16 protein-coding genes are annotated in these 20,967 nt (G+C 67.8%); 3 read left to right on the top strand and 13 right to left on the bottom strand.

The genetic code is table 11. From position 1 onward, the window contains the following. Positions 1-5 precede the first annotated feature (5 nt). Positions 6-1,388, top strand: a complete 1,383-nt coding sequence (gene purB / locus CCK87_RS17780; RefSeq protein WP_086462747.1) for an adenylosuccinate lyase — start codon at positions 6-8, stop codon at positions 1,386-1,388. A gap of 35 nt (positions 1,389-1,423) precedes the next feature. Next, positions 1,424-1,960, top strand: coding sequence for a HEAT repeat domain-containing protein (locus CCK87_RS17775; protein ID WP_086462746.1), 537 nt, complete (start codon positions 1,424-1,426; stop codon positions 1,958-1,960). A gap of 300 nt (positions 1,961-2,260) precedes the next feature. Here the strand turns inward: CCK87_RS17775 and CCK87_RS17770 are convergent, their stop codons facing one another. Next, entirely contained in the window at positions 2,261-2,509 is a 249-nt protein-coding gene (locus tag CCK87_RS17770) for a hypothetical protein (RefSeq protein WP_249273977.1), read from the bottom strand. Next, positions 2,506-3,105: a DUF308 domain-containing protein gene (locus CCK87_RS17765; RefSeq protein ID WP_086462744.1), complete on the bottom strand. Its 600-nt coding sequence runs from the start codon at positions 3,103-3,105 to the stop codon at positions 2,506-2,508. Before CCK87_RS17765 ends, CCK87_RS17770 begins: the two co-directional genes overlap by 4 nt. Positions 3,106-3,352: 247 nt before the next feature. Here CCK87_RS17765 and CCK87_RS17755 point away from each other — a divergent pair, with 247 nt between their 5' ends. Then, positions 3,353-4,573, top strand: a complete 1,221-nt coding sequence (locus CCK87_RS17755; protein ID WP_086462742.1) for an ice-binding family protein — start codon at positions 3,353-3,355, stop codon at positions 4,571-4,573. A gap of 76 nt (positions 4,574-4,649) precedes the next feature. Here CCK87_RS17755 and CCK87_RS17750 read toward each other — a convergent pair whose 3' ends face one another. From CCK87_RS17750 to CCK87_RS17700, 11 genes are all read right to left on the bottom strand, one after another. After that, entirely contained in the window at positions 4,650-5,123 is a 474-nt protein-coding gene (locus CCK87_RS17750; RefSeq protein WP_086462741.1) for an LpqN/LpqT family lipoprotein, read from the bottom strand. A gap of 111 nt (positions 5,124-5,234) precedes the next feature. Further along, positions 5,235-5,501, bottom strand: a complete 267-nt coding sequence (locus tag CCK87_RS17745) for a WXG100 family type VII secretion target (RefSeq protein ID WP_044441009.1) — start codon at positions 5,499-5,501, stop codon at positions 5,235-5,237. Positions 5,502-5,628: 127 nt separating this feature from the next. Further along, positions 5,629-10,086, bottom strand: coding sequence for an FtsK/SpoIIIE domain-containing protein (locus CCK87_RS17740; protein WP_086462740.1), 4,458 nt, complete (start codon positions 10,084-10,086; stop codon positions 5,629-5,631). Between the two features lie 3 nt (positions 10,087-10,089). Continuing rightward, on the bottom strand, positions 10,090-10,872 hold the full coding sequence (locus CCK87_RS17735; protein WP_086462789.1) for a hypothetical protein: 783 nt from the start codon (positions 10,870-10,872) through the stop codon (positions 10,090-10,092). Beyond that, positions 10,872-12,521, bottom strand: coding sequence for a serine/threonine-protein kinase (locus CCK87_RS17730; RefSeq protein WP_086462739.1), 1,650 nt, complete (start codon positions 12,519-12,521; stop codon positions 10,872-10,874). Before CCK87_RS17730 ends, CCK87_RS17735 begins: the two co-directional genes overlap by 1 nt. Beyond that, the gene (locus CCK87_RS17725) at positions 12,518-14,014 is read right to left on the bottom strand and encodes an FHA domain-containing protein (protein ID WP_086462738.1); all 1,497 of its coding nucleotides are present in this window, start codon (positions 14,012-14,014) and stop codon (positions 12,518-12,520) included. The genes CCK87_RS17730 and CCK87_RS17725 overlap by 4 nt, the downstream gene beginning before the upstream one ends. Continuing rightward, positions 14,011-14,835 carry a protein phosphatase 2C domain-containing protein gene (locus CCK87_RS17720; protein ID WP_086462737.1) on the bottom strand — a complete coding sequence of 275 codons (825 nt, stop codon included), beginning with the start codon at positions 14,833-14,835 and terminating at the stop codon, positions 14,011-14,013. Before CCK87_RS17720 ends, CCK87_RS17725 begins: the two co-directional genes overlap by 4 nt. Then, positions 14,832-16,319: an RDD family protein gene (locus CCK87_RS17715; protein ID WP_086462736.1), complete on the bottom strand. Its 1,488-nt coding sequence runs from the start codon at positions 16,317-16,319 to the stop codon at positions 14,832-14,834. Before CCK87_RS17715 ends, CCK87_RS17720 begins: the two co-directional genes overlap by 4 nt. Then, the gene (locus CCK87_RS17710; RefSeq protein WP_086462735.1) at positions 16,316-18,676 is read right to left on the bottom strand and encodes a transglutaminase domain-containing protein; all 2,361 of its coding nucleotides are present in this window, start codon (positions 18,674-18,676) and stop codon (positions 16,316-16,318) included. The genes CCK87_RS17715 and CCK87_RS17710 overlap by 4 nt, the downstream gene beginning before the upstream one ends. Continuing rightward, a complete protein-coding gene (locus CCK87_RS17705) occupies positions 18,676-19,992 on the bottom strand; it encodes a DUF58 domain-containing protein (protein WP_249273976.1) in 1,317 nt (438 codons plus the stop codon). Before CCK87_RS17705 ends, CCK87_RS17710 begins: the two co-directional genes overlap by 1 nt. Further along, on the bottom strand, positions 19,989-20,963 hold the full coding sequence (locus CCK87_RS17700) for a MoxR family ATPase (protein WP_086462734.1): 975 nt from the start codon (positions 20,961-20,963) through the stop codon (positions 19,989-19,991). The genes CCK87_RS17705 and CCK87_RS17700 overlap by 4 nt, the downstream gene beginning before the upstream one ends. Positions 20,964-20,967: the final 4 nt, after the last annotated feature.

Here is a 20,967-nt window from a genome sequence, read left to right as displayed (position 1 = left end):
GCACTATGAGCGCTCTTTCCCCTCAGCCCCTCAGCCCCCTCGATGGTCGTTATGCGTCGGCCGTGTCCGAACTGGGCGAGTTCCTGTCAGAGGCGGGGCTCAACCGCGCCCGCATCCAGGTCGAGGTCGAGTGGCTGATCTACCTCACCGACCACTCGCTCTTCGGCTCGACCCCGATCGAACTCGAGAAGCAGCGCAAGCTGCGCCAGCTCGCCCCGAACTTCGGAGATGAGGAGGTCGCCGAACTCGGCGCCCTCGAGTCGACCACGAAGCACGACGTGAAGGCCGTGGAGTACTACGTGCGCCGCCGCCTCAGCGAACTGGGCCTCGACGCGATCGCCGAGCTGACGCACTTCGCCGCCACCAGCGAAGACATCAACAACCTCAGCTACGCCCTGGTCATCCGGGATGCCGTGACCGAGGTCTGGCTGCCCGCCTTCCGTGCGGTCATCGACGAACTCCGAGCACAGGCGGTGCAGTACCGCGACGATGCCATGCTCGCGCGCACCCACGGGCAGCCGGCGACCCCCACCACCATGGGCAAGGAGCTGGCCGTCACGGTCTACCGTCTCGAGCGCATCCGCAAGCAGGTCGAGGCGGCCGAGTACCTCGGCAAGTTCTCGGGCGCCACCGGAACATTCGCGGCACACCTCTCGGCCGAGGCCGACCTCGACTGGCAGGCGGTCTCGCGCGAGTTCGTCACCTCGCTCGGTCTCACCTGGAACCCGCTCACCACACAGATCGAATCGCACGACTGGCAGGCCGAGCTCTACTCGCAAGTCGCGCACGGCAACCGCATTCTGCACAACCTCTGCACCGACGTGTGGACCTATATCTCGCTCGGCTACTTCACGCAGATCCCCGTCGCGGGCGCCACGGGCTCGTCGACGATGCCGCACAAGATCAACCCGATCAAGTTCGAGAACGCGGAGGCCAACCTCGAACTCTCGAGCGCGCTTCTCGACTCGCTCGCGCAGACCCTCGTCACCAGCCGCCTGCAGCGCGACCTCACCGACTCGACCACGCAGCGCAACGTGGGCGTGGCCCTCGGCCACTCGCTGCTCGCGCTGTCGAACATCACCGCGGGCCTCGGCCAGATCTCGCTCAACCGCGAGCTGCTCGCCGACGACCTCGACACCAACTGGGAGGTCCTCGCGGAGGCCATCCAGACCGTGGTGCGGGCCGAGATCACAGCGGGGCGCTCATCGATCACCGATCCCTATGCCCTGCTCAAAGAGCTCACCCGCGGCAAGCGCATCGGGGCCACCGACCTGGCGACCTTCGTCGAGGGCCTCGACATCGGCGACGCCGCCAAGCAGCGCCTTCTCGCGCTCACCCCGCACACCTATGTGGGCATCTCCTCAGCTCTGGTGGAGCACATCCTCTGAGCAACCGAGGGCGCCCGCGGTAGCCTTGGTGTCTTATGGCACACGACAGCGAGACCCCGTCCCACCACACCGCGTCGCTCGAAGAGCGCATCCGGGCCGCCGTCGACAGCGAGGGTGAGACCTCGGTCGTGCTGCGCGCGCGTTCTCTGCTCGAGGGCGGCTACGAGGGCGAGGAGTTTTTGCGCGTCGTCGGAGGCCCTCACGCCGACGGCATCCTGGCTGGCGCGCCCTCGCTCTACTGGCCTGAGCTGTGGGGCGCCCGCGCTCTGAATTACGTCTGGTCGGATGCCGCGGCGCCGGCCGTCATCGCCGGCCTCGGCAACCAGGCATGGCGGGTACGAGAGATGTGCGCCAAGGTCGCGGCTCTGCGCTCGATCGCGGCCCCGGAGGCCCTCACCGCCCTCACCAAAGACGACCACGCACGAGTCCGCGCCGCAGCGGCCCGAGCACTCGCATCCACAGGCGACCCCACAACCCAAGACACCCTGGAGTCCCTCCTGCGAGACCCCGACAAAGAGGTCCGCAGAACGGCCCAGCAGTCCCTAAAAACCCTGAAAGACACCAGCGCCTAACCCCGTCCGGCCTGACCCATCCCCGCCCTTCGACAGGCTCAGGGAACGATCTCCCTCACGACGAACTAGCCGGTGAGCGGAGCGAACTCGGCGCCCCGGCAGCACCACCCGGTGAGCGAAGCGAACTCGGGGGGAACGAAGCGAACTCGGCGCGGGGAGGGGTGTGCGTTTTCTTGCGAGTTATGGCTGTGGCTGATGACCCGGAGCAGCGCGAGGAACGAGCGCCGCGGAGCGGTTGTCAGCCACGGCCATTGTCTGAGCTGAAAACGCACACCCCGAGCCGCGCCCTACAGAAAACGCTTAGTGCCCAGACGGCGGAAGTTCGTCATCGTCGAGCTCCGTCTGCTCCGACTTGTTCGGCTTGAACGTCAACACCATCATCGCGATCACAACAAGAACCACGATGAACGCGACCCCGAAGAAGATCACCGCCAACAACGGACTGCGAGTAGAAAGCAGCACGGTCAGCCCCACGAAAAGGGCCAGCACCGCCGACAGAACGATGAGTTCGACCGGCTTGAAGACGTCGCGCTTTGATGGCTGGGTCACGGGTTCTGCACCTGCGGAGTCACGGATTCCTTTGTTTTGTGGGCGTCGACCTGCGTGCCCCAGCGAAGCGACAGCCCCGCGATGACGAGGTAGATTCCGAGAACCGCTCCGTATGCCCCGAAGAGGCCCACGGCCACGAGGTCTGTGAGCGGAAGGAGGAGGAAGACCAGCGCGAGGATGCCTGTGAAGCCGCCCATGGCGATCCAGTCTTTGGCAGGAGCCTCACCGCGCGAGCGCAGGCCGGTCACGAGTTCGAGAATCGCGGTGATCGCGGCCCAGACGCTCACGAGATAGAGCAGGAACCCGAGCCCGAAGCCCTGCAGTGCCAGGGCGAGCACGCCGGCCACGAGGCTGGTACCGGCCTGGGTGAGAAGAAGGGTGCGGCTCATTCCCGCGGGCACGACGCGCAGGGTCAGGATGCCGGTGAGCAGGCCGGATGTGAGGGCGAAGGCTCCGAAGACCAGCAATCCGACGACACTGGAATGGTTCGGCGTGAAAGTGACGACGAGGGCTACGACGATCGCCGGAATCGCCCGGGCGATCGGCACACCCCAGTAGGGCGACTGCGCCTCGAGGCGGGTGGGCTGGGTGGTCACCGCGCGGCCTGCTTTCGAGTTCGAGAACCCCGCTAGTTTACCGTGGCCGATCCTGGACGTTCTCCCTCACGGAGAATCTCACGAGTCAGGCCAGATGGCTCCGCGCGCGCGATACACCACTGCCGACCATTTGTCGCCCCTATTGCAGAACCCGCCCCGCATGGTCTACTCAGAGCAGGAGATTTGTGTCGCGTTCCCGCTCGGTTGCGAGAAGCGTCAATCCGTGAAGACCTTGGGGGTCTGACAAATGCTCATTACTACTCTACGGCATCGCTACGCGGTTGCCGGTTTCGCAGGCCTCGCTCTCGGCACCGCCATGGTCCTGGGCTTCTCCGGAAGCGCTCAGGCTCTTCCGCCCGAGGCCGGTGGCCCGATCAACCTGGGCTTGGCCTCCAGCTTCGGCGTTCTCGCGGCCAGTACGGTCACCAACACGGGACCCACCACGGTGACCGGCGACGTTGGTCTTAGTGGCGACACGGGCAGCGCGGGAATCACCGGGTTCGGCGGCCCGCCGCTTGAGGGCTCGATCGTCGATGGAACCGGCACGATCCGCACGGATCCCGGCGTAGGAGACGCACAGTCCGCGCTGACAGCCGCGTACAACACGGCCGCGGGACTCACACCTCAGGCCACCGGGCTATCTCAGCTCGCTGGCCAGGTGCTCACACCGGGCGTCTACTCCGGCGGCGCACTCGACCTCTCATCGGGCGGTCTGCTCACTCTCTCCGGGGGAGCAGAGTCGGTCTGGGTTTTCCAGGCCTCGAGTTCACTCGTTATGAATGTGGGCAGCACCGTGCAGCTGACCGGGGGCGCCAGCATCTGCAACGTGTTCTGGCAGGTCGGAACGTCGGCCACCATCGGCAGCGGAGCGACCTTCGTGGGCACCGTGATGGCGCAGGCATCGATCACAGCTAATGCCGCCGCGAGCGTGCAGGGCCGCCTGCTCGCAAACACCGGCGCAGTCACGCTCGACACCAACGTGATCACCCGGCCGACCGGCTGCGCGCCCGATATCACCTCGGCGGCACCACCGTCTGGCACGACAGGTACCCCTTACGAGTACGACTTCACGACCTCGCCGACCACGTCGCCGACGCCCACCTACACGGTCGTGACGGGCGAGCTGCCTCCGGGCCTCGCGCTGTCGCCGTCCGGAGAGATCACGGGCACGCCGACTACTCCGGGTAGCTACACCTTCACGGTGACGGCGAACAACGGTCACGCCGACGATGATTCAGAGACGTACACGGTCGTGATCGACTCTCCGACGGCAACCGGGCCGACGACTCCCGGTGGTAACGGCGCAGGCGGTAACGGTAACGGTGCCGGCGGTAGTGGTTCACCGCGATCAGGCCTCGCGGCGACCGGATTCGACGGTGGCGGCCTCGCCATGATCGGCGGCCTCGCACTGGCGGCCGGCCTGGCTCTGACGATGGGAATGACCCGTCGTCGCCTTCGTCGAAGCTGACACCTGAAGCGCTGAGGCGCTGAGGCGCTGAGAATGAGAACGCCCGCTCCCTCAAGGGAGCGGGCGTTCTCACGTGTCAGGAGAGGCTCGCGCTGGCCTGAATGGCACGGATCTCTGGCCAGATCCCCACTGCCTGGGCGGCCGTCGCCGTGGCCGTCACCTGCACCAGGTCGAGGGCAGGACCGTTGGACACGAGGGCCAGTCGAACAGCCTGGACGAGTGTGCCCGCGCGCGGGTCGGGATAGCTGAACTCGATGCGGAAGCCTGCGCGGCCGAGAACCTCCGGCCGATCGCGGCCCAACTCGGCTACCCCCTCTATCGAGGAGACCTTCTCGATCACGGCCTGAATGGCTGTGTCGAGCGTGTATCCCAAGCCGAACCGAGAAATCGCCACCACGACGTTGGGTCGGAACTCGCCCTGTTCGACCTCTTTGGCCGTGGCGAGCAGCGCGGCGGTCGTCGAGAGCACGTGCCAGTCGTCGGGCACATCGAGCGACACGATCGGAAGAGCCGGGGCATCCGAGCTGGGGAAGGTGAGTGTGCGCGACATCGAGCCGTGGGGCCTTTCATGAGGGGAGAAACACCACAGGCGGGCGTCGAATGATCGACGCCCGCCTGAGTCCTGCGAACCCGGAAGACCGGGTCCTCAGAAGAAGAGTTGCTACGCGTTCGAGGTGCTCTCCTGGTCGGCAGCGTTCTTTGCTGCCTTCTGCGAGGCGTCCTCGAGTGCGGCGATGACCTGCTTGAGGGCGGCGGTGTGCGTTCCGCTCCACTCGCTGCGGAAGTTCTCCGCGTCGGGACCGGTCCACTGCACGCTCTGCAGTGCGCTGGTGAGCGTCGTCAGGATCGTCTGGACCTGCTGCGACTGCTGGTTGAGCTGCTTTCCGAGGCTACGAACCTGGTCAACGTCAAGACCCCATACGGCCATTGTTTTCTCCTTATTTTCCTGGCGAGCCGGCGGTTCCGGTTTCGCTACATCCTGTGAGTCGATCTCACGTGTTCAGACTAGAGCGCCCCCAGAGGGGAGTCGATGGGGAGAACTCCCCATGCCCTTGTCACGCGTCGGGAAGCGCCACCTGAACCTTCGTGATGCGCCCCTGCTGCACCAGGAATCCGCGCCCCGGCGGCAGGTCTGCGCGGCGGAAGCGGCCGAGCGAGGTACCGAGCAGCGTGTCGCCATCCAGTTCGCCGGGAACCAGCAGCAGGCCGCGCTTGGCGCCCTTGAACGATCCCGCGAGCGTCCACGCCGCCGACCACGTGGCGGTCTCGCTCTCTCCGACGACGAAGACGTCGTCGCGCAGCGCTCGCTTGATCAGGCGGTCGATGTCGTTCTCCGCCATCGTCCCCGTGAGATCGCCGATGTTCTCGACGAAGATGGCGATCGAGTCGGGTCGCAGTGTTCCGGCATCGAGCTGTCCCTGCAGGTCGTCGGCGAACGCGGTGACCTGCGTCGGGTCGGAGATGGACATCGACCAGAAGGGCAGGGGAGTGAGCGAGGTCTTGCGCGGCGAGATGTGAACAAGACGGATTCCCGGCTGTGCACGTCGCAGAGCGGCGGCCATGGTGGCGAGCGCCGTCGACCGACCGCTCTGGCCCGATCCCGACACCATGAACGCTCCGCGTGGAGCGATGCCGAGCGGCGCGAGGTTGTCGTCGCGCACCGCGATCACGGGCAGCCCGCCCGCCGTGGCCGGAAGGCTCGAGAGGGGAATCGAGTCGGACAGCTTCTGGATGGGCGGCGCTTCGGGGATTCCCTGGCGCCGCATGGCTTCCGCCAGCTTCGAGACCTCGCGCGACTGGATCGCCACGTTCGGGTCGGCTCCGAGCACGGCGATCTGGATCTCGTTGCCACCCATCAGGCCCCGCCCCGGAGGCGAGATCGCGGTGAGGGTGTCTTTGGGAACGCCCACAAGCTGATAGTCGTCTTCACTGGCCATGCGCAGCACCAGTCGTCGCTGCACGGTCGATCCGAGCGATGCGGGCACGGAGTTGGGTCGGTCTCCGGAGATCACGATGTGCACGCCCACCTGGCGGCCGTCGCTCGCGATCTGGGCGAACGTGGTGAACCAGGCGGAGTGCCCGCCGAACTCGTACTGCTCACGGAAGGCGCCGATGCCATCGACCAGGACGATGATGCGTGGCTCCTCGGGAACCCCGGCGATGCGTCGGTACTCGCCGATGCTTCCCGCCCGAACGGCCGAGTACCGCACGGAACGGTCGTCGACAGTGTCGCGCAGCATCCGGAGCAGGCGGATGACCCGCTCCTCGTCGTCGCCGTCGATGATGGCGCCCACATGGGGCAGCTCCTCGAGCATGCTGAGGCCGCTCGATCCGAAGTCGAGGCCGTAGACGTGCACCGGGCCTCCGCGGGGCGTCACCGCCGCCGCCACCGCGATCGTGCGCAGGGTGGCGCTCTTGCCCGAACCACCGGTTCCGTAGACCGCCATGTTGCCGTCACGGTCGGGCTCGTAGAAGACGGTCGGCTGAATCTGATTCTCAGGCTCGTCGATGACTCCGAGCAGCAGCCGCTCGTCGGTGCGTGGGTTGGGCAGCAGAGAGAAGTCGTAGACGGCGGCGAGCTCGTCGAGCCACGGCTTGCGCGGGTCGGGGATGTCGGCCCTTCGGGCCGCCGTGCGAATGGATGCGACGAGTCGCGCGATGTCGTTCGGCCCGGGGTCGGCCGCCTCGACGACCTCGACCTCCGGCACCTCCCACTCCGCTCCGGCGCCGAAGTTCATCTCGCTGATGTCGATCCGCGGACGTGGCGGCTCGTTCGTGGTCCACCCACCCGCGTATCCGGTCTGGAACGAGGCGAGGCGACCAGGACCGGTCTTGGCTGCTCCGCGACCTGGAATCGACTGATCGAAGTAGGCGGCCATCGGAGTTCCGAGGATGTCGGAGGAGTCCTCGGCATCGGCCATGCGCAGGGCGATACGCAGGTTCGTGTTCGCGCGCAGATTGTCTTTGATGACACCGGCCGGGCGCTGGGTCGCGAGAATCAGGTGCAGCCCGAGAGAACGACCACGCTGGGCGACGTCGACGACGCCGTCGACGAACTCGGGAACCTCCTGCACCAGGGCAGCGAACTCGTCGACGACGATCAGCAGGCTGGGCGGGGTCTCGGGGTCGCCGGTCTTCTCGAGCGAGACCAGGTCTTTCGCCTTCTTGCGGTTGAGCAGGTGCTCGCGGTAGCGCAGCTCCGCACGCAACGAGGTGAGCGCCCGCCGAACGAGATGCGGCGACAGGTCGGTGACGAGTCCGACGGTGTGGGGCAGAGCCACGCAGTCGGCGAAGGCGGCGCCTCCCTTGTAGTCGATGAAGAGGAAGGTGGCGCGGTCGGGGGAGTGCGCCGCGGCCATACCGAGCACCCACGACTGCAGGAACTCGCTCTTTCCGGCCCCGGTCGTTCCGCCGACGAGGGCGTGCGGGCCCTGGTTGCGGATGTCGAGATAGAACGGCTCGGTTCCGCTGTGGCCGACAAGGGCACGCAGCGAGCCCTCCTTCTTGCGGCGAACGGGAGGCGAACCGTCACGAAGAGCGATGGAGTTGCTCTCTCGCCAGCGCTCGACGACCGCATCCGGCTGCTCGGCGAGCTCGGGGCCGACGAGCGACAGGTACGACACCGAACGCGGCAGATCGGACTCGTCGTCGATCGGCGATCCGACGTCGACGACCGGCGCGAGATGGCGGGCGTAGCGGTGAGCCGCATCGAGCTCGACCGTCTCGCAGACGACGGGGTAGGTGTGCTCGCCGAGACGAACCTGGCCCACCGTGCCGCCGGCGACATCCGAATCGACGCTCACGAAGCTGCGACACGCGGCCGGAAGGTGAGCGATGGATGGCGCGGACCAGACGACGTGCACATTCGCGTCGGCGCCCCGCTCGGCGAGGCGGTTGAGCCGGCCCCGGTCGACAGGCACGTCGTCTTCGATGACGACGATCACAGCCGGGGTGATGGGCAGAGGGACGTCGGACTCGTCGTCTTTCTTGGTCCGCAGGTCCGGGCTCTCGAGCGCGCCGCGAGCGCTGGGCGCTCCGGTCGTGCGTTGCGAGACAAGTTCTTCGAGTCGAGACAGCAGGGCGAGGCCGGAACCGGGGTTGTCGGCGAGGTGATCGCCGGCCAGGGGGCTGTGCGGAGAGCCGGTGTGCGGCATCCATTCGAGCCACTCCCAGCTCTCGCGAGACGCCGGCGAGACGAGCGCGCAGACCACGAGCTCGGCGGGGGAGTGCAGCGCCGTGAGCTGAGCGACGACGCCGCGAGTCACACCGCGGCGCAGTTCGAGGCTGCCGGCCACGCCCAGGGCCCCCGATTCGCGCAGATCGGCGACGATCGGAACGTTGTCGATGAGCGAGAACTTCTCGGCCACCTCCTCGAGCTGGCCCCAGTACTCAGGAAGCGTGTCGTTCGCCTGAGGCAGGGTGACGCTGTCGCGGCTGTGCGCAGTTCCGAGGCCCAGCCGCACGGCGAGAAAGGCGCCGTGCTCCGGCCGGTGCGTCCAGAGCAGGTGGCCCAGCCTGTGGGCCGACTCGAGGCTGTCGCCGACGGAGGGTGCCTCTCCCAGACGAACAGCCCTCTGCAGCCGCTGACGTTCGTGCAGCTTGTCGACGAAGGCGGTCAGCGACAGCGTGAACTGCTTGATCGCATCCTTCATCTGGCGCCTGCTCGTGAGCTTGTGATCGATGTAGGTACCGATCATCAGCAGCGGGCTCAGGGCGATGAACACCACGCTCAGGATGTTGCGGGTGAAGGCGTACAGAACGACACCCATGATGAGCGGGGCGATCAGGGCGACGATCGGAAAGCGCTGCGGCTGCGGCCGCCCGGGAGGCTCGGGCGCCGGATACTTGTCGCCGGGGTAGCGGGCGACCACGCGCGGAGAGCGGTTGAACTCGATGACCGGCGTCGAGGGAGCGGCGCCTCCGAGACGCTGCAGCGGCACGACGCAGAGCGCGGTATCGCCCAAGACGACCACATCCGCCGAGCTGAGTACGGTGCGTGCCACCTGCTCGCCACCCATCAGCAAGCCGTTCGCCGAGTTCATGTCGGTGATCTCGACGGTCTCGCCCACGTTGATGCGCGCGTGCCGTTTGGAGATGAGCGAATCGGTGAGTCGCACATCCACCCCACGCTCACGGCCGATGTAGCTCGTGCCGAAGGGCAGCGCGAATTCGGAACCGGCATCCGGGCCCGACAGGATGCGCAGGGTTGCGGCGGCAGCGCCCCGGTCGGAACCGGGCGCGTTGAAGTCGTCGCTGTGCTGGCGGATCTCGATGGTCGAGCCGGAGCGCACTCCCGAGTCGAGCAGATTCGACTGGGGGTCGAGAACCCGGGTCTGGCCCGACGTCTCGGTGACCTGCAGGGTCAACCGGGGAGGCGCGACCTCCACGTCGTTGTTCGGATCGGCCGTGTAGAGAGCCTCGGCCACGTTCGACACCGAGGTGGTCGCATCCGCTGTAACGGCGACGTTCGTCGAGGTGCCTCCGCCGCGGGAGAGCGTGAGTTTGATGTGCATGGACTAGCGGGCATCCTTTGATCCGGTCGCGGCGGGAGCCTGGGGGGTGTCGGCCGTGTCGTCGTCGAGGGCGGGGAGATCGGCCGGGGTGACGAGACGGGACAGCACCGCGTACTCGACGAGCCGCGCACGCCGGTTCGTCGCGAGCGCTCCGACTCCGCCGCGGAGGCCGTCGACACCCTGGCGGCTCAGCTTGTCGCAGACGTTGTCGAGCTTGCGGTTGAATCGGCTCAGCACCCAGCCGAGTCGTTCGGCCGCAGCCGCCGACGAGGGGATCTCACTCGTGCCCGTTCCCTCGCGCTTGAGCATGGGCTCGGCGAGGGCGAGGATCAGCAGCCACTGCGAACGGGTGAAGGTGACCGCCCCGACGGTCGTCGTTCCGTCGCTCGACGACACGGGCTTCGAGTCGACGAATGCGGGCGTCGAGGTGTGCACGACGAACTCGTAGGTCGTCGGCCCCGCGGTGAAGACCACGGAGGTGAGCCCGAATACCACGGGCAGCCGCGCACCGGGCGCGAGCCAGGCCTGCATCGACCCCGTCGCATCCGATATCGACGCCGAGAGCCGCGAGCCCACGTTGATGAGCCACCACAGGCCATCGATGTACGCGATCTGCAGAAAGCGGCGATGCAGATACTGGTTGTCATCGATGTCGAGATCGGCGTCACGACCGATGTCGAAGGGTGTGTTCCTGTCGAGCGTGAACCACTCGCCGCAGTACTCGACACTGGCGTCGGTCGACACTGCCTCGGTGGTGGTCGATTCGGTCTTGCTGACATCGGTCATCAGGGCGCGCATCCCGTCGCTGGTTCGGACGCGCGCCCGTCTTTGCGGCGCACGCTCACTTCGATACAGGTCTTCTGCCCCTCGGCTGGAACGACCGTCACCGTCGCGTCGGTCGTCGACGCGAGGGTCGGTTCTGGTCCCGGAACGAGCAGACCCCACTGGTACACGTCGCCCGCCTCGGGTTCGGGGTTCGACCAGGTGAAGACAATACCGCCGTCGCCGGGGGCTCCCGCGATGCCGACGGGCGGTGCGACGATTCCCGTGGGAATCACGTCGACCGGGTCGACGGGGTCTTCGGTCTTCACTGCCGCGGGGCTGCCGCCTGCGGCATTGATCGCGAAGATCGTTCCACCCAGAGCGAGCAGAACGACCAGCGAGATCGCGCCGATGAGAATAGGCAGTTTTTTCGACCTGCTGCCCTGCACTGTCTCGGCGTGCTGCACCGGCTGGGGAACGCGGTGCTGGGTCTGCTCGATCGCCGGGGCCGTGAGCCCGAAGCCCGCGGGCGTGGACGCAGGAATGTATGCCGCGGGCGGAATCTGGCCCCGGCGCTGGGTCGCCTCCACCGCATCCGGCATCGTCGTGCGGTTCGGCTGATTGAACGTGACCGGCAGGATGCCTACGGGCGGAACCGGCGCGTTCGTCGTGGCGGGGGCCGATGCGGGTCGGCGGCTCGCCGTTCCCGCGACGGGCGCGGTCGGGTCGATCGTGACGATGCCCCGGATGCGCGTGTTGCCGTCGTCTTCCTCTTCCTCGGCGGCCGAGGGAAGAGAATCGTCGAGAACGTCGGCGGGCGTGACCGAGAGGCTCAGTTCGAGCTGCACCTTCTGCAGTGCCCGTGCGAACTCGAGCGCGGAGCCGAAGCGGTCTTCCTCGCGCTTCGCCATGGCGGTTGCGAGTATCTGCTCGAGCGAGTCGGGCACATCGGCGCGGCCGGTGCGAGACAGGGGCGACTGCTGGATGCGCGTGATGAGGTCGAGGCCTCCGTTGCTTCCGCCGGCGACCTCGAACGGGCTGCGCCCAGCCAGAAGCGTGTACACCGTGGCACCGAGGGCGTAGATGTCTCCGCCGGGGCCACTCGAGGAGTTCTGCCCGAAGACCTCCGGAGGAGACCACGGAATCGACATGCCGACCGCAGCGTCGTCTCCGCCGCCGACCATCGTCACCGAGATTCCGAAGTCGGTCAGAGCGGGGCGGTTGTATTCCGTGGTGAGAATATTGGCTGGCTTGATGTCTCGATGCAGAATTCCGGCCCGATGCGCCGTCTCCACGGCTCCGGCCACCTGAATGCCGATGCGCAGGGCCTCTGCCACGCTGATCTTCTCGCGTCGGTATCGAGCCGCCAGATTCGGTCGGGAGCAGTACTCCATGACCAGGTACGGTCTGCCGTCTGCCGCGATATCGGCCTGGTAGATGGTGACGATCGAGGGGTGCGTCGAGAGCTGCGCCATGAGGTTCGCCTCGGCGTCGAAGTTCTCGCGCGCTCCGGCGGTGAGCGCCTCGCTGAGCAGAACCTTGATGGCCACGCGCCGCCGGGGCATCCGTTGCTCGTACAGGAAGACGTCGGCGAACCCGCCGGATCCGAGCAGCTGTTCGTGAGTGAAACCGGGAATCTCGGGCGGCGGCGACGGAGGTCGGCGCGCGTTCACGGGAGATCCTCGAAGAGCAGGGTGACGCCGTCGCCGATGTCGACGATGTCGCCGTTCAGAACGAGTACCGCCTCTCCGGGCGACAGCCGCAGGGGCGGGGTTCCCGCGCGGTGCAGTACCGAGCCGTTGGTGGTGTCGAGGTCGACGACGAGAACATGCCGTCCTTCGACGCGCACCTCCAGATGGCTTCGCGACACATCCTGCTCCGGGCTCGGAACGGTGACCAGGTGCGGCAGTACATCGCCCTGCACCCGCTGAGCCCTCGGACGGCGGCCCACGATCACCGGGCGATCGAGCAAGACCACGTCTCCGGTGGCGAGCACGATGCGTCCAGGCCCATCTGTCGTAGCCGCGTCGTCGGCCGACTCGAGGCGGCGCATGGCCTCGAGCTCGGAGACCGTCACGGTGAGACCGTCATGATCGCTCTCGTTCGACGCCTGGGGCGATGGAACGGCGGGAGTGGACTGGTCATTCCAGTCTGTGGCCGCCGCTCCAACCCCGGCGAATCCCGGAACCCGATCGATGAGCCCTGTCGGGGGCGGAGCGGTCCACTCTTTCGACGAGGGTGTCGACGATGCCGGGGGAGTGAACGACTCGACCGCCGGGGCAGCCGGTGCCGGAGCGGGTGTCGGAGCCTCTGCAGGGGCCGCTGATGGCGGAGCGGCGGATGCACTCTCTTCATCGGACGAGTCGTCGTCGTCGAGGCGCACGGCGGCCTCCTCCACCGACTTCACGACGGTGGCGCCCCAGAGGTGATCGTAGGCATCGTCGGGAAGCTCCGTGACAGTGGGCCCGAAGTCTTCAGCCTCGATCGGCTCGACGTCGTCGATGGTGTCGTTGACGTCGACATCGGATTCGCCGACGGCCTCCGGCTCAGGCGCCGGCTGATGAACCGACGCCGGAGCTGGGGCCTCCGTCGGCGCCGGGGCCGCTTCCGGCACGGGGACGGACTCAGGGAGGATCGTCTCGGTCGGCGCGGGCTCCTGCACGGGCGTCGGCGCCGGCGCAGCAACCACTGCGACGACAGACGCCGCCGCGCCCGACTGGCCATCCATACGGAAGGACACCGCACGGCACAACACGATTCCGCTGCGAATGGCGAACCAGTCCGACGAGTCGGCGCCGTCGCTGCTCACGACGAAACCGTCGGCGCGGGCGACGACGCGCTCGTTCCACGTGGTCACCTCGTCGCCCGCCACGATCACGGGCGAGGATGCGCCGGGCTCGGATACCTCGATGCGGAACGCACCACGCACGGCGACGCGCAGTTCAGGGCCAGAGGCGACGGCAACGGCAAACGGCGGAATGGCCTTGAGATTCGTTCCGAACTCGGCCGTGAGCGCCTCGAGCACACCACTCAGACCGTGACCGTCGTCGAGGGTACGCCAGATGCGCTCCAGCAGTTCGCCGTCGAGAGTGGTGGGAAACAGGGCTACTGCCCCGGGCGCGACGACGCCGCGCCACTGCCCGGGCTGGTAGTTGAGACGGGTCATCGCGCGGCTCCTTCGGTCGGGGCGGATCCGCGGGGGATGGTGTCGTCGGGCAGAGCCGGTTCGAGCGTCGCCGGGGCAAGCGACGCGTCGACCACGACCGCCGTGAGGTTGTCGTGGCCTCCCCGAGCCATGCCCTCACGCACCAGCCTGTCGGCCGCCACCTGAGGATCTTTCTCACTCGAGAGTATGTGGGCGATCGACTCCGTGTCGATTTCACCCGAGATGCCGTCGGAGCACATGAACATGCGGTCTCCCGGCTCGACGGGCACGAGCCAGAAGTCGGGGCGGTAGTCGCCGCCCGCGCCGAGCGCGCGCGTGATCACATTGCGGGCCGGATGCACCAGTGCTTCAGCCGCGTCGATACCCCCGCCGTCGAGCAGTTCCTGAACGACCGAGTGGTCGATGCTGATCTGCTCGAGCACCCCTGAGTTGAGCCTGTAGGTGCGCGAGTCGCCCAGGTTGAAGATCAGCCACACGGCCGTTCCCTCGCTGTCGACGATCGCCACACCCGACACCGTGGTGCCCGCCCTGCGACGGCCGCTCGTGCTGAGCTCGGCTATCGAGCGGTACGCGCGGTCGAAGGCTGCGCGCACGTCGGTGGGGTCGACCGTCGGCCGCCCCGTCAGGCCATCGAACGACTCGACGACGATCGCGCTCGCCCGCTCGCCGGCCTCGTGCCCGCCCATGCCATCGGCCACGAGAAAGACCGGTGACGAGGCCAGGTAGGCATCCTCGTTCGTGGCCCGCTTGAGACCCCGATGCGTCGCCGCGCCCGAGCGCAGGACCACCGTGGAGACTCCGAGCGCAGGCGGCGGACTCACGGCGCCACCGTGAGGGTGAAGACGCGAGTTCCGATGCGCACGCGGTCTCCGCTGCGAAGCGTCATGCGCTGACCAGGAGTGATCGGCGACTCCACGCCATCGGCCCGAAGAATGGCCGAGCCGTTGGTCGATCGCCGGTCGGTCACCCAGATACTGCCGGCCTGAACCTCGAATTCGAGGTGCGTCTTCGAGATCGAGCGGGTGTCGCCGGCGACCTGAACCAGCTGATCTCCCGGTGCGCCATAGGGCGACACGGGATCGCGCCCGAGCACGCCGTGTCCGGCGATCACGTAGCTCTCACCGGTGTCGAACAGCAGCGTCACGGTGCCGGTCGGCAGGGCCTGGGCGGGAACGGAGTTGCTGAGCTTGGTGCCGTCGAGGTCTTCGCCACCGAATGGAGGCAGGGGGTCGAAGCTCGGAATCGCCTCGATCGGCGCGGCCGGGGCCGGGGCTGCAGGGGGTGCAGGTGCCACCGCGGCCGCCGGCGCCTCGGGTGCAGCGGATGCCGATGGGAACGGATACGACGGAACGTCGGGATTGAGGGGCACGGCGAAAGCAGGAGCCGGCGCAGCGAAAGAGGGCGCCGGCGCCGAGGGCGCCGGCGCCGAGGGCGCCGGTGCAGCGGGCACCGGGGCCGCCGGAACGCTCGGCGGCGCGTACGAATACGCATCCGGTGCCTGGGCGATGGGCTCGACGACCGGTGCGTGAGGCACGGGCGAAAGCGCAGCCGATACGTCAGGCGCAGCCGCCGGCCGCCGGGACTTCTGAACCACCGGCACATCGTCGACGATCTCGCCGGCGTTCTTGGCGAGAGGGTTCGGCCCCTTGGTCACGTCGATGACCCACGTGCCCGACAGGCGATCGTGCCAACCGCGCAGGCGCTTCGTCGGATCCCAGAGCGGCGATAGGTAGACGAGCAGCGGCCCGATGCCGATCACGATGTTGGAGGCTCCGACGATCACGCCGCGCAGCAGCATCCGACCCAGCCCCGGTCGAATCAGCGTCTCGACCTTGACGATGCGCAGTCCCATGATGCGCTTGCCCAGCGAGAAGCCGGTGAAGGCCTGCAGCACGAGCATGGCGAGAGGGTAGAGGCCGCCCGCGAGCGTGATCAGGGCCGACGGCAGACCGGCCAGCTCGAAGGTGGTGCCGGGGGCGACCGAGGCGGCCACGATCCAGAGGATGGGCAGGGCGATGATCGAGGTGAGCACCCCACCGAACGCGCCGTCGATGAGAAATGCAAGCACGCGGCGGCCATAGTTGGACGGCACGATGCTCGAGAGCAGGATCGGCGCGTTCACCGGTGTGGGCTGCCACGCCGCCTGCACGGGCACTTCAGGGCCGCCGAAGGCCGCGGTCTGGCTGCGCGTCGAGGTCGGAGTTCCGCACGCGAGGCAGAACTGCGAGCTTCGGGGAACGGGCGATCCGCAGCGCACGCAGGGCATCGACTGCCCAGTGGGCTGCTGTTGCACGGGGTTGGTCACGACCGTGCCCTCCTTCGTCTGCTCCGACTTTCCAGGCGCCTGCCGATGTACGCACGCAGCGATAGCCGCGCCTGCAGGCGTTTCCACCACCCGCGCGAATCGTGCATTCCCCTGACGATATCGTCCACTTCGGCCCAGAAGGCGTCAACCTCGTCGGCGGAGGGCTCGCCAGGTCCGAAGACGCCGTGATCGGCGCGCACTGCGACGGCGCCCACAGGAAGGTCCGGCCATGCCTCGGCGATGACCGCGGCATCGGCGCGACGCGTCACACCCCGGCCCACGGCTGTGCCGAGGTCGTCGGCCCGGTCGACGATCTCATCCCAGCCACCGCTCACCCTGTCGGCCGGCCGATCCGCGTTCTTACGCGCCTTGCGACGGCGGGTCTTCAACGCGCCGATCACCACGACGGGCGTCATCAGCACGATGACGAGTGCCAGAAGGCTGCCGGATGCGATCAGCACGGTCACGAAGATCGGGTTCGCGTCGGGCTCGTCGTCTTGATCGGTGTCGTCGGTGCGCAGATCCGGCGGAAGATCGGCCGGCTCCTGCGGCGGGGGCGGCGGCTGAAGAACCTGGGCCTTGGGGTCGGACTTGGGTTTCGGCGCCTCTTCTTGAGGAACCTGGTCTTTCGGGGGCGTCGGGTCGAAGGCGACCCAGCCGGCGTCGTCGAAGGCGACCTCGACCCATGCGTGCAGCTGGTCTCCCGTGATCTGCTGCTCGGCACTCGCTCCGGCGTACTTGTCAGGGTAGAAGCCCATCACGACTCGGGCGGGCATGCCGGCCGAGCGTGCCATCAGTGCCATGGCCACGGCGTACTGCTCGTCGTCGCCGACCATCTGGTCCGCATCCAGCAGCGCCGAGATGCGCTCCGCTCCGTGGCCGGCTCGCGATGTAGCCTCGCCCTCGAGACCGTGGCTGAAGAAGCCCTCCTGGCTCAATGAGGTCGCCAGGTTGCGCACCTGAGTGAGTGGCCGATCGGCGTCGCCGATGTACTGGGTCGCGAGCGACGGCACGTCTTCGGGAACTCCCGAGGCTTTCGGCATCGAGAGTGACTGCAGCCCATGACTCTCGAGCTGCTCCTCGGTGAGCACCTTCGGGATCACGACATCCATCGAATAGCTGTCGCCCTTGGCCAGCCCGAGCGTCGAGATGGCCACGCCGGTGGTGCGGTTGTAGTGCAGGCTGTTCGCGAGCTCGTCGGCGCGGTCGCCCGTGAAGCGGAACGAGTCGAGGTAGCCGGCGTCGGGGATCCACACGCCGGTCAGATCACCGATGGTGACATCGAGGGTGGCCTTGTCTCCCTTCACGTCGTTCGGAATGTCGCCGCTCACGCGCGTGAACGTTCCGGAGCCTGCCGTCCCGTCTCCCGCGACGTTGTAGACGACGCCGTCGTAGGCATCCAGCGTTGCGAGTCGCACGCGGGCGCCGTCGGGGAGGCCTTTGACCGTGAAGAGCACGTCTTCTTTCTCGTCGCGCACGTACTTTCGGAAGCCCACGAGCGGGCTGGGGTAGTCGTGCAGGTCGAGTGGCGGAACGATGGCGTCGCGCAGCACCTCGCGGGCACTGACCGGGGCCAGGAGTCCGCCGGTCGCCAACCCAACTCCCAGGGCGACGACGAGCAGCCCGGCGCCGAGCGCCAACCGCGTGCGGGCGAGGCCCGCATCCGGAGCCTGCGCCCCCGCGGAACTGTCGAGCGTGGTAGCGGCAATGCGGCGAGCGCGATCCTGACTGCGACGCCAGGCCCACCAGGCCAGGGCGATGCCCGCGAAGACGAGTCCCTGCACGATCGGCGCGGCCGCGTCGCGCGTGCCGAAAGCGATGGCGACCACGAAGAGCGCACCGGCGGGCAGCAGCGCCCAGGCGGCGCGGCGCAGGCGCAGCGCGAAGCTGAACGCAAGAACGGATGCCACGAGCGTGGCCAGGTAGGGAACGATCAGCACCGAGGCGAAGGCGCCGACGGGCGTCTCGAGGGTCAGCACGTCTTTCCACGAGAAGACCACGCCGAGAACGAGCGCGCGGATCGTCTCGAGACTGGGTACGACACCGAAGAGCGTGGTCGTGGGCACCGCGAGGGGTCCGCCGAAGATCATGTAGACCATCAGGGTGACGGCCGCGAGAACAAGGATGTTGGCGCGGAGCCGGGCGCCGAGCAGGGCGATGGCGAGCCCCAGCGCAAGGGCGCCGAAGCCGGCGACGAGGTAGCCCGTTCCACCGAATGCGGGGCCGAAGCCGATGACGGCGACGGCGACGAGCGCGACGATGGCAGCGCAATCGATGGTCGTGTCGAGTGCCGAGCGGCGGCTCATCTGTTGGGCTGCGCGGCCTCGACGAGTGGGAGCGGGCGTCTGCGCTGTCATCAGTTGTTCACCCGCCTGAGAGCTGCCGGAAGCTGGCCGAGGTCGCCGATCGTGAGCAGGGTCATGTCGCCGATCTGTCGTCTTATCGGCTCTGTTCCGGGCTGGCAGCTCACGCCGACGACGCGCACGCCGAGGGGAAGGTGCACCGAAGCGGCCTGAAGCTGAGTGGGTGTGACCGGGCCGCCGAACAGCAGAACCGCCACCGAGGCATCCGGAACCGTCTGGCCCGCCACCTTCGACAGCTGCACGATGGTCTCGCGCTTCTCTTCTTCTTCGATCGCCGACAGGTCGTCGAGCAGGCGTCGGCCGGTCTCGGAGTGCAGAGTCGCTCCCTGCACCATCACGGTCACGTCGCGCTCTTCCATGAGCGCCTGGATGCCGAGGGAACCGCACGCAGACACGGCCAACTCGAATTCGTCGTCGCTCGCGTAGTCGGCGGTGTTGGTCGAGAGGGCGAGGGCGAGGTGGGAGCGGCGCGTCTCTTCGAACTGTCGCACCATCAGCGTTCCCGTGCGTGCCGTGGTCTTCCAGTGGATGTAGCGGCGGTCGTCGCCCGGCACGTACTCGCGCAGGGCGTGGAACGACACGTCGTTGTTCGACAGGTCTCGACTGGCCAGGCCCTCGAGGTCTTTGATGAAGCCCGAAGCCGAGCCCTCGAGGCGCACGGTTCGAGGGTGCACGAAGAGGTCGACGGCGTCTGTCCAGCGCAGCTCGCGACGCATAAGACCGAGGGGGTCGCCGCGCACGGAGCGCACGGGCCCGACGGTGATGACCTGGCGACGGTTCGTGGGGATTCCGAAGAGGTCGTCGTGCTCCTGGCCGGGCGCCAGGCGGGGGAGGGGGAATCCGGCGAGCGAGGCGCCGACGGGAAGTTCGATGCGGGCGGGCAAGAGGGTGCGCTGGGAGGTGTTCGACACCGTGATGCGGCCGACCGCGCGTTCACCCACGACGACCCGCTCGCTGGCGAGGTCGAGCCTCACGGCGTAGGCCGATCGACCCAATGCGAAGCCGATGGCGATCACGACCGCCGCCAGGCCGACGCATCCGATCACCAGGAATTCGCGCCATCCGAACTCGAGCCCCACGATCAGGAAGACGAGGGAGAACGCCAGAACGGCCCAGCCGAAGCCCGATACCGTGGTGAGCACGGGGCCGATGACGCGCCAGGCGGCACGCACTCCATCGAGGGCGCGCGGCCATCCGGTGCCCACGACCCAGCGTGCGGGCGCGCTCGTGCGAACCGCGCCCGATGCGCTCGCCAGCCGAGGGCCGATCGATGCCATCGGGGAGGGCTTCTTCTCCCCGGTCACGGTCATGCGGCGGGTTGCCTCGCCTGTGGGGCGGCCACGTCGCTGAGCACGCGCGCGAGAACCTTCTCTGCGGTCGTTCCCTGGAACTCGGCCTCGGGGTCGAGCACGAAACGGTGCGTCCAGACGGGGCCGGCGAGGTCGCGGATGTCGTCGGGCAGCACGAAATGCCGGCCCTGGGCCGCGGCCCACACCTTTGCTGCGCGAACGAGGGCCATGGCGCCGCGAACCGAGACTCCGACGCGGCTCTCGGGTGCGTTGCGCGTCTCTTCGGCCAGCTGTGCGGTGTAGCGCAGGATCGCGCTGTCGACGTGCACGGTCGCGGCGAGGTCGGCCATGTCGGCGACCGCCGAGGTGGTGATCACGGCGCTGAGTGCCGACGAGGGATTGCGGTTGGCCGAGCCGGCGAGGATCTTCTCCGCGCTGGCCAGATCGGGGTAGCCGATCGACGTCTTGATGAGGAAGCGGTCGAGCTGGGCCTCGGGCAGCTTGTACGTTCCGGCCTGCTCGATGGGGTTTTGCGTGGCGATCACGAGGAACGGGCGGCCCACCTCGTGCACCTGGCCGTCGACGGTCACGCGCGACTCCTCCATGACCTCGAGGAGCGCCGACTGCGTCTTCGGGCTGGCGCGGTTGATCTCATCGGCGAGCACGATGCTCGCGAAGACAGGCCCGCGGTGGAACTCGAACGCACCGGTCTTCTGGTCGTAGATGGTGACACCCGTGACGTCGGAGGGCAGCAGGTCGGGCGTGAACTGGATGCGCTGGTGCGTTCCCTGCACGGTCGCCGCGATGGCCTTGGCAAGAGAGGTCTTACCGGTTCCCGGGGCGTCCTCGAGCAGCACGTGGCCCTCGGCGATCATCGCCATGATCGAGAGCCTGATCACGTGGGGCTTGCCCAACACGGCCAGCCCCACGTTCGCGACGAGGCGGTCGAAGGTGCCGGCGAACCAGGTCGCCTGCTCGGGTGTCATTGTCATTGAG

The sequence above is a fragment of the Agreia sp. VKM Ac-1783 genome (assembly GCF_900177765.1).
Lineage (GTDB): Bacteria > Actinomycetota > Actinomycetes > Actinomycetales > Microbacteriaceae > Agreia.
The sequence above is the reverse complement of the archived record's forward strand: the minus strand, read 5'-3'. Positions and strand labels throughout refer to the sequence as shown.

Bases quoted from the DNA above. Each gene is read 5' to 3' on its own strand.
- CCK87_RS17755 (WP_086462742.1), top strand. From the start codon at position 3,353: ATGCTCATTACTACTCTACGGCATCGCTACGCGGTTGCCGGTTTCGCA.
- CCK87_RS17710 (WP_086462735.1), bottom strand. From the start codon at position 18,676: ATGACAGCGCAGACGCCCGCTCCCACTCGTCGAGGCCGCGCAGCCCAA.
- CCK87_RS17735 (WP_086462789.1), bottom strand. From the start codon at position 10,872: ATGACCGATGTCAGCAAGACCGAATCGACCACCACCGAGGCAGTGTCG.
- CCK87_RS17705 (WP_249273976.1), bottom strand. From the start codon at position 19,992: ATGACCGTGACCGGGGAGAAGAAGCCCTCCCCGATGGCATCGATCGGC.
- CCK87_RS17775 (WP_086462746.1), top strand. From the start codon at position 1,424: ATGGCACACGACAGCGAGACCCCGTCCCACCACACCGCGTCGCTCGAA.
- CCK87_RS17750 (WP_086462741.1), bottom strand. From the start codon at position 5,123: ATGTCGCGCACACTCACCTTCCCCAGCTCGGATGCCCCGGCTCTTCCG.
- CCK87_RS17725 (WP_086462738.1), bottom strand. From the start codon at position 14,014: ATGACCCGTCTCAACTACCAGCCCGGGCAGTGGCGCGGCGTCGTCGCG.
- CCK87_RS17745 (WP_044441009.1), bottom strand. From the start codon at position 5,501: ATGGCCGTATGGGGTCTTGACGTTGACCAGGTTCGTAGCCTCGGAAAG.
- purB (WP_086462747.1), top strand. From the start codon at position 6: ATGAGCGCTCTTTCCCCTCAGCCCCTCAGCCCCCTCGATGGTCGTTAT.
- CCK87_RS17700 (WP_086462734.1), bottom strand. From the start codon at position 20,963: ATGACAATGACACCCGAGCAGGCGACCTGGTTCGCCGGCACCTTCGAC.
- CCK87_RS17740 (WP_086462740.1), bottom strand. From the start codon at position 10,086: ATGCACATCAAACTCACGCTCTCCCGCGGCGGAGGCACCTCGACGAAC.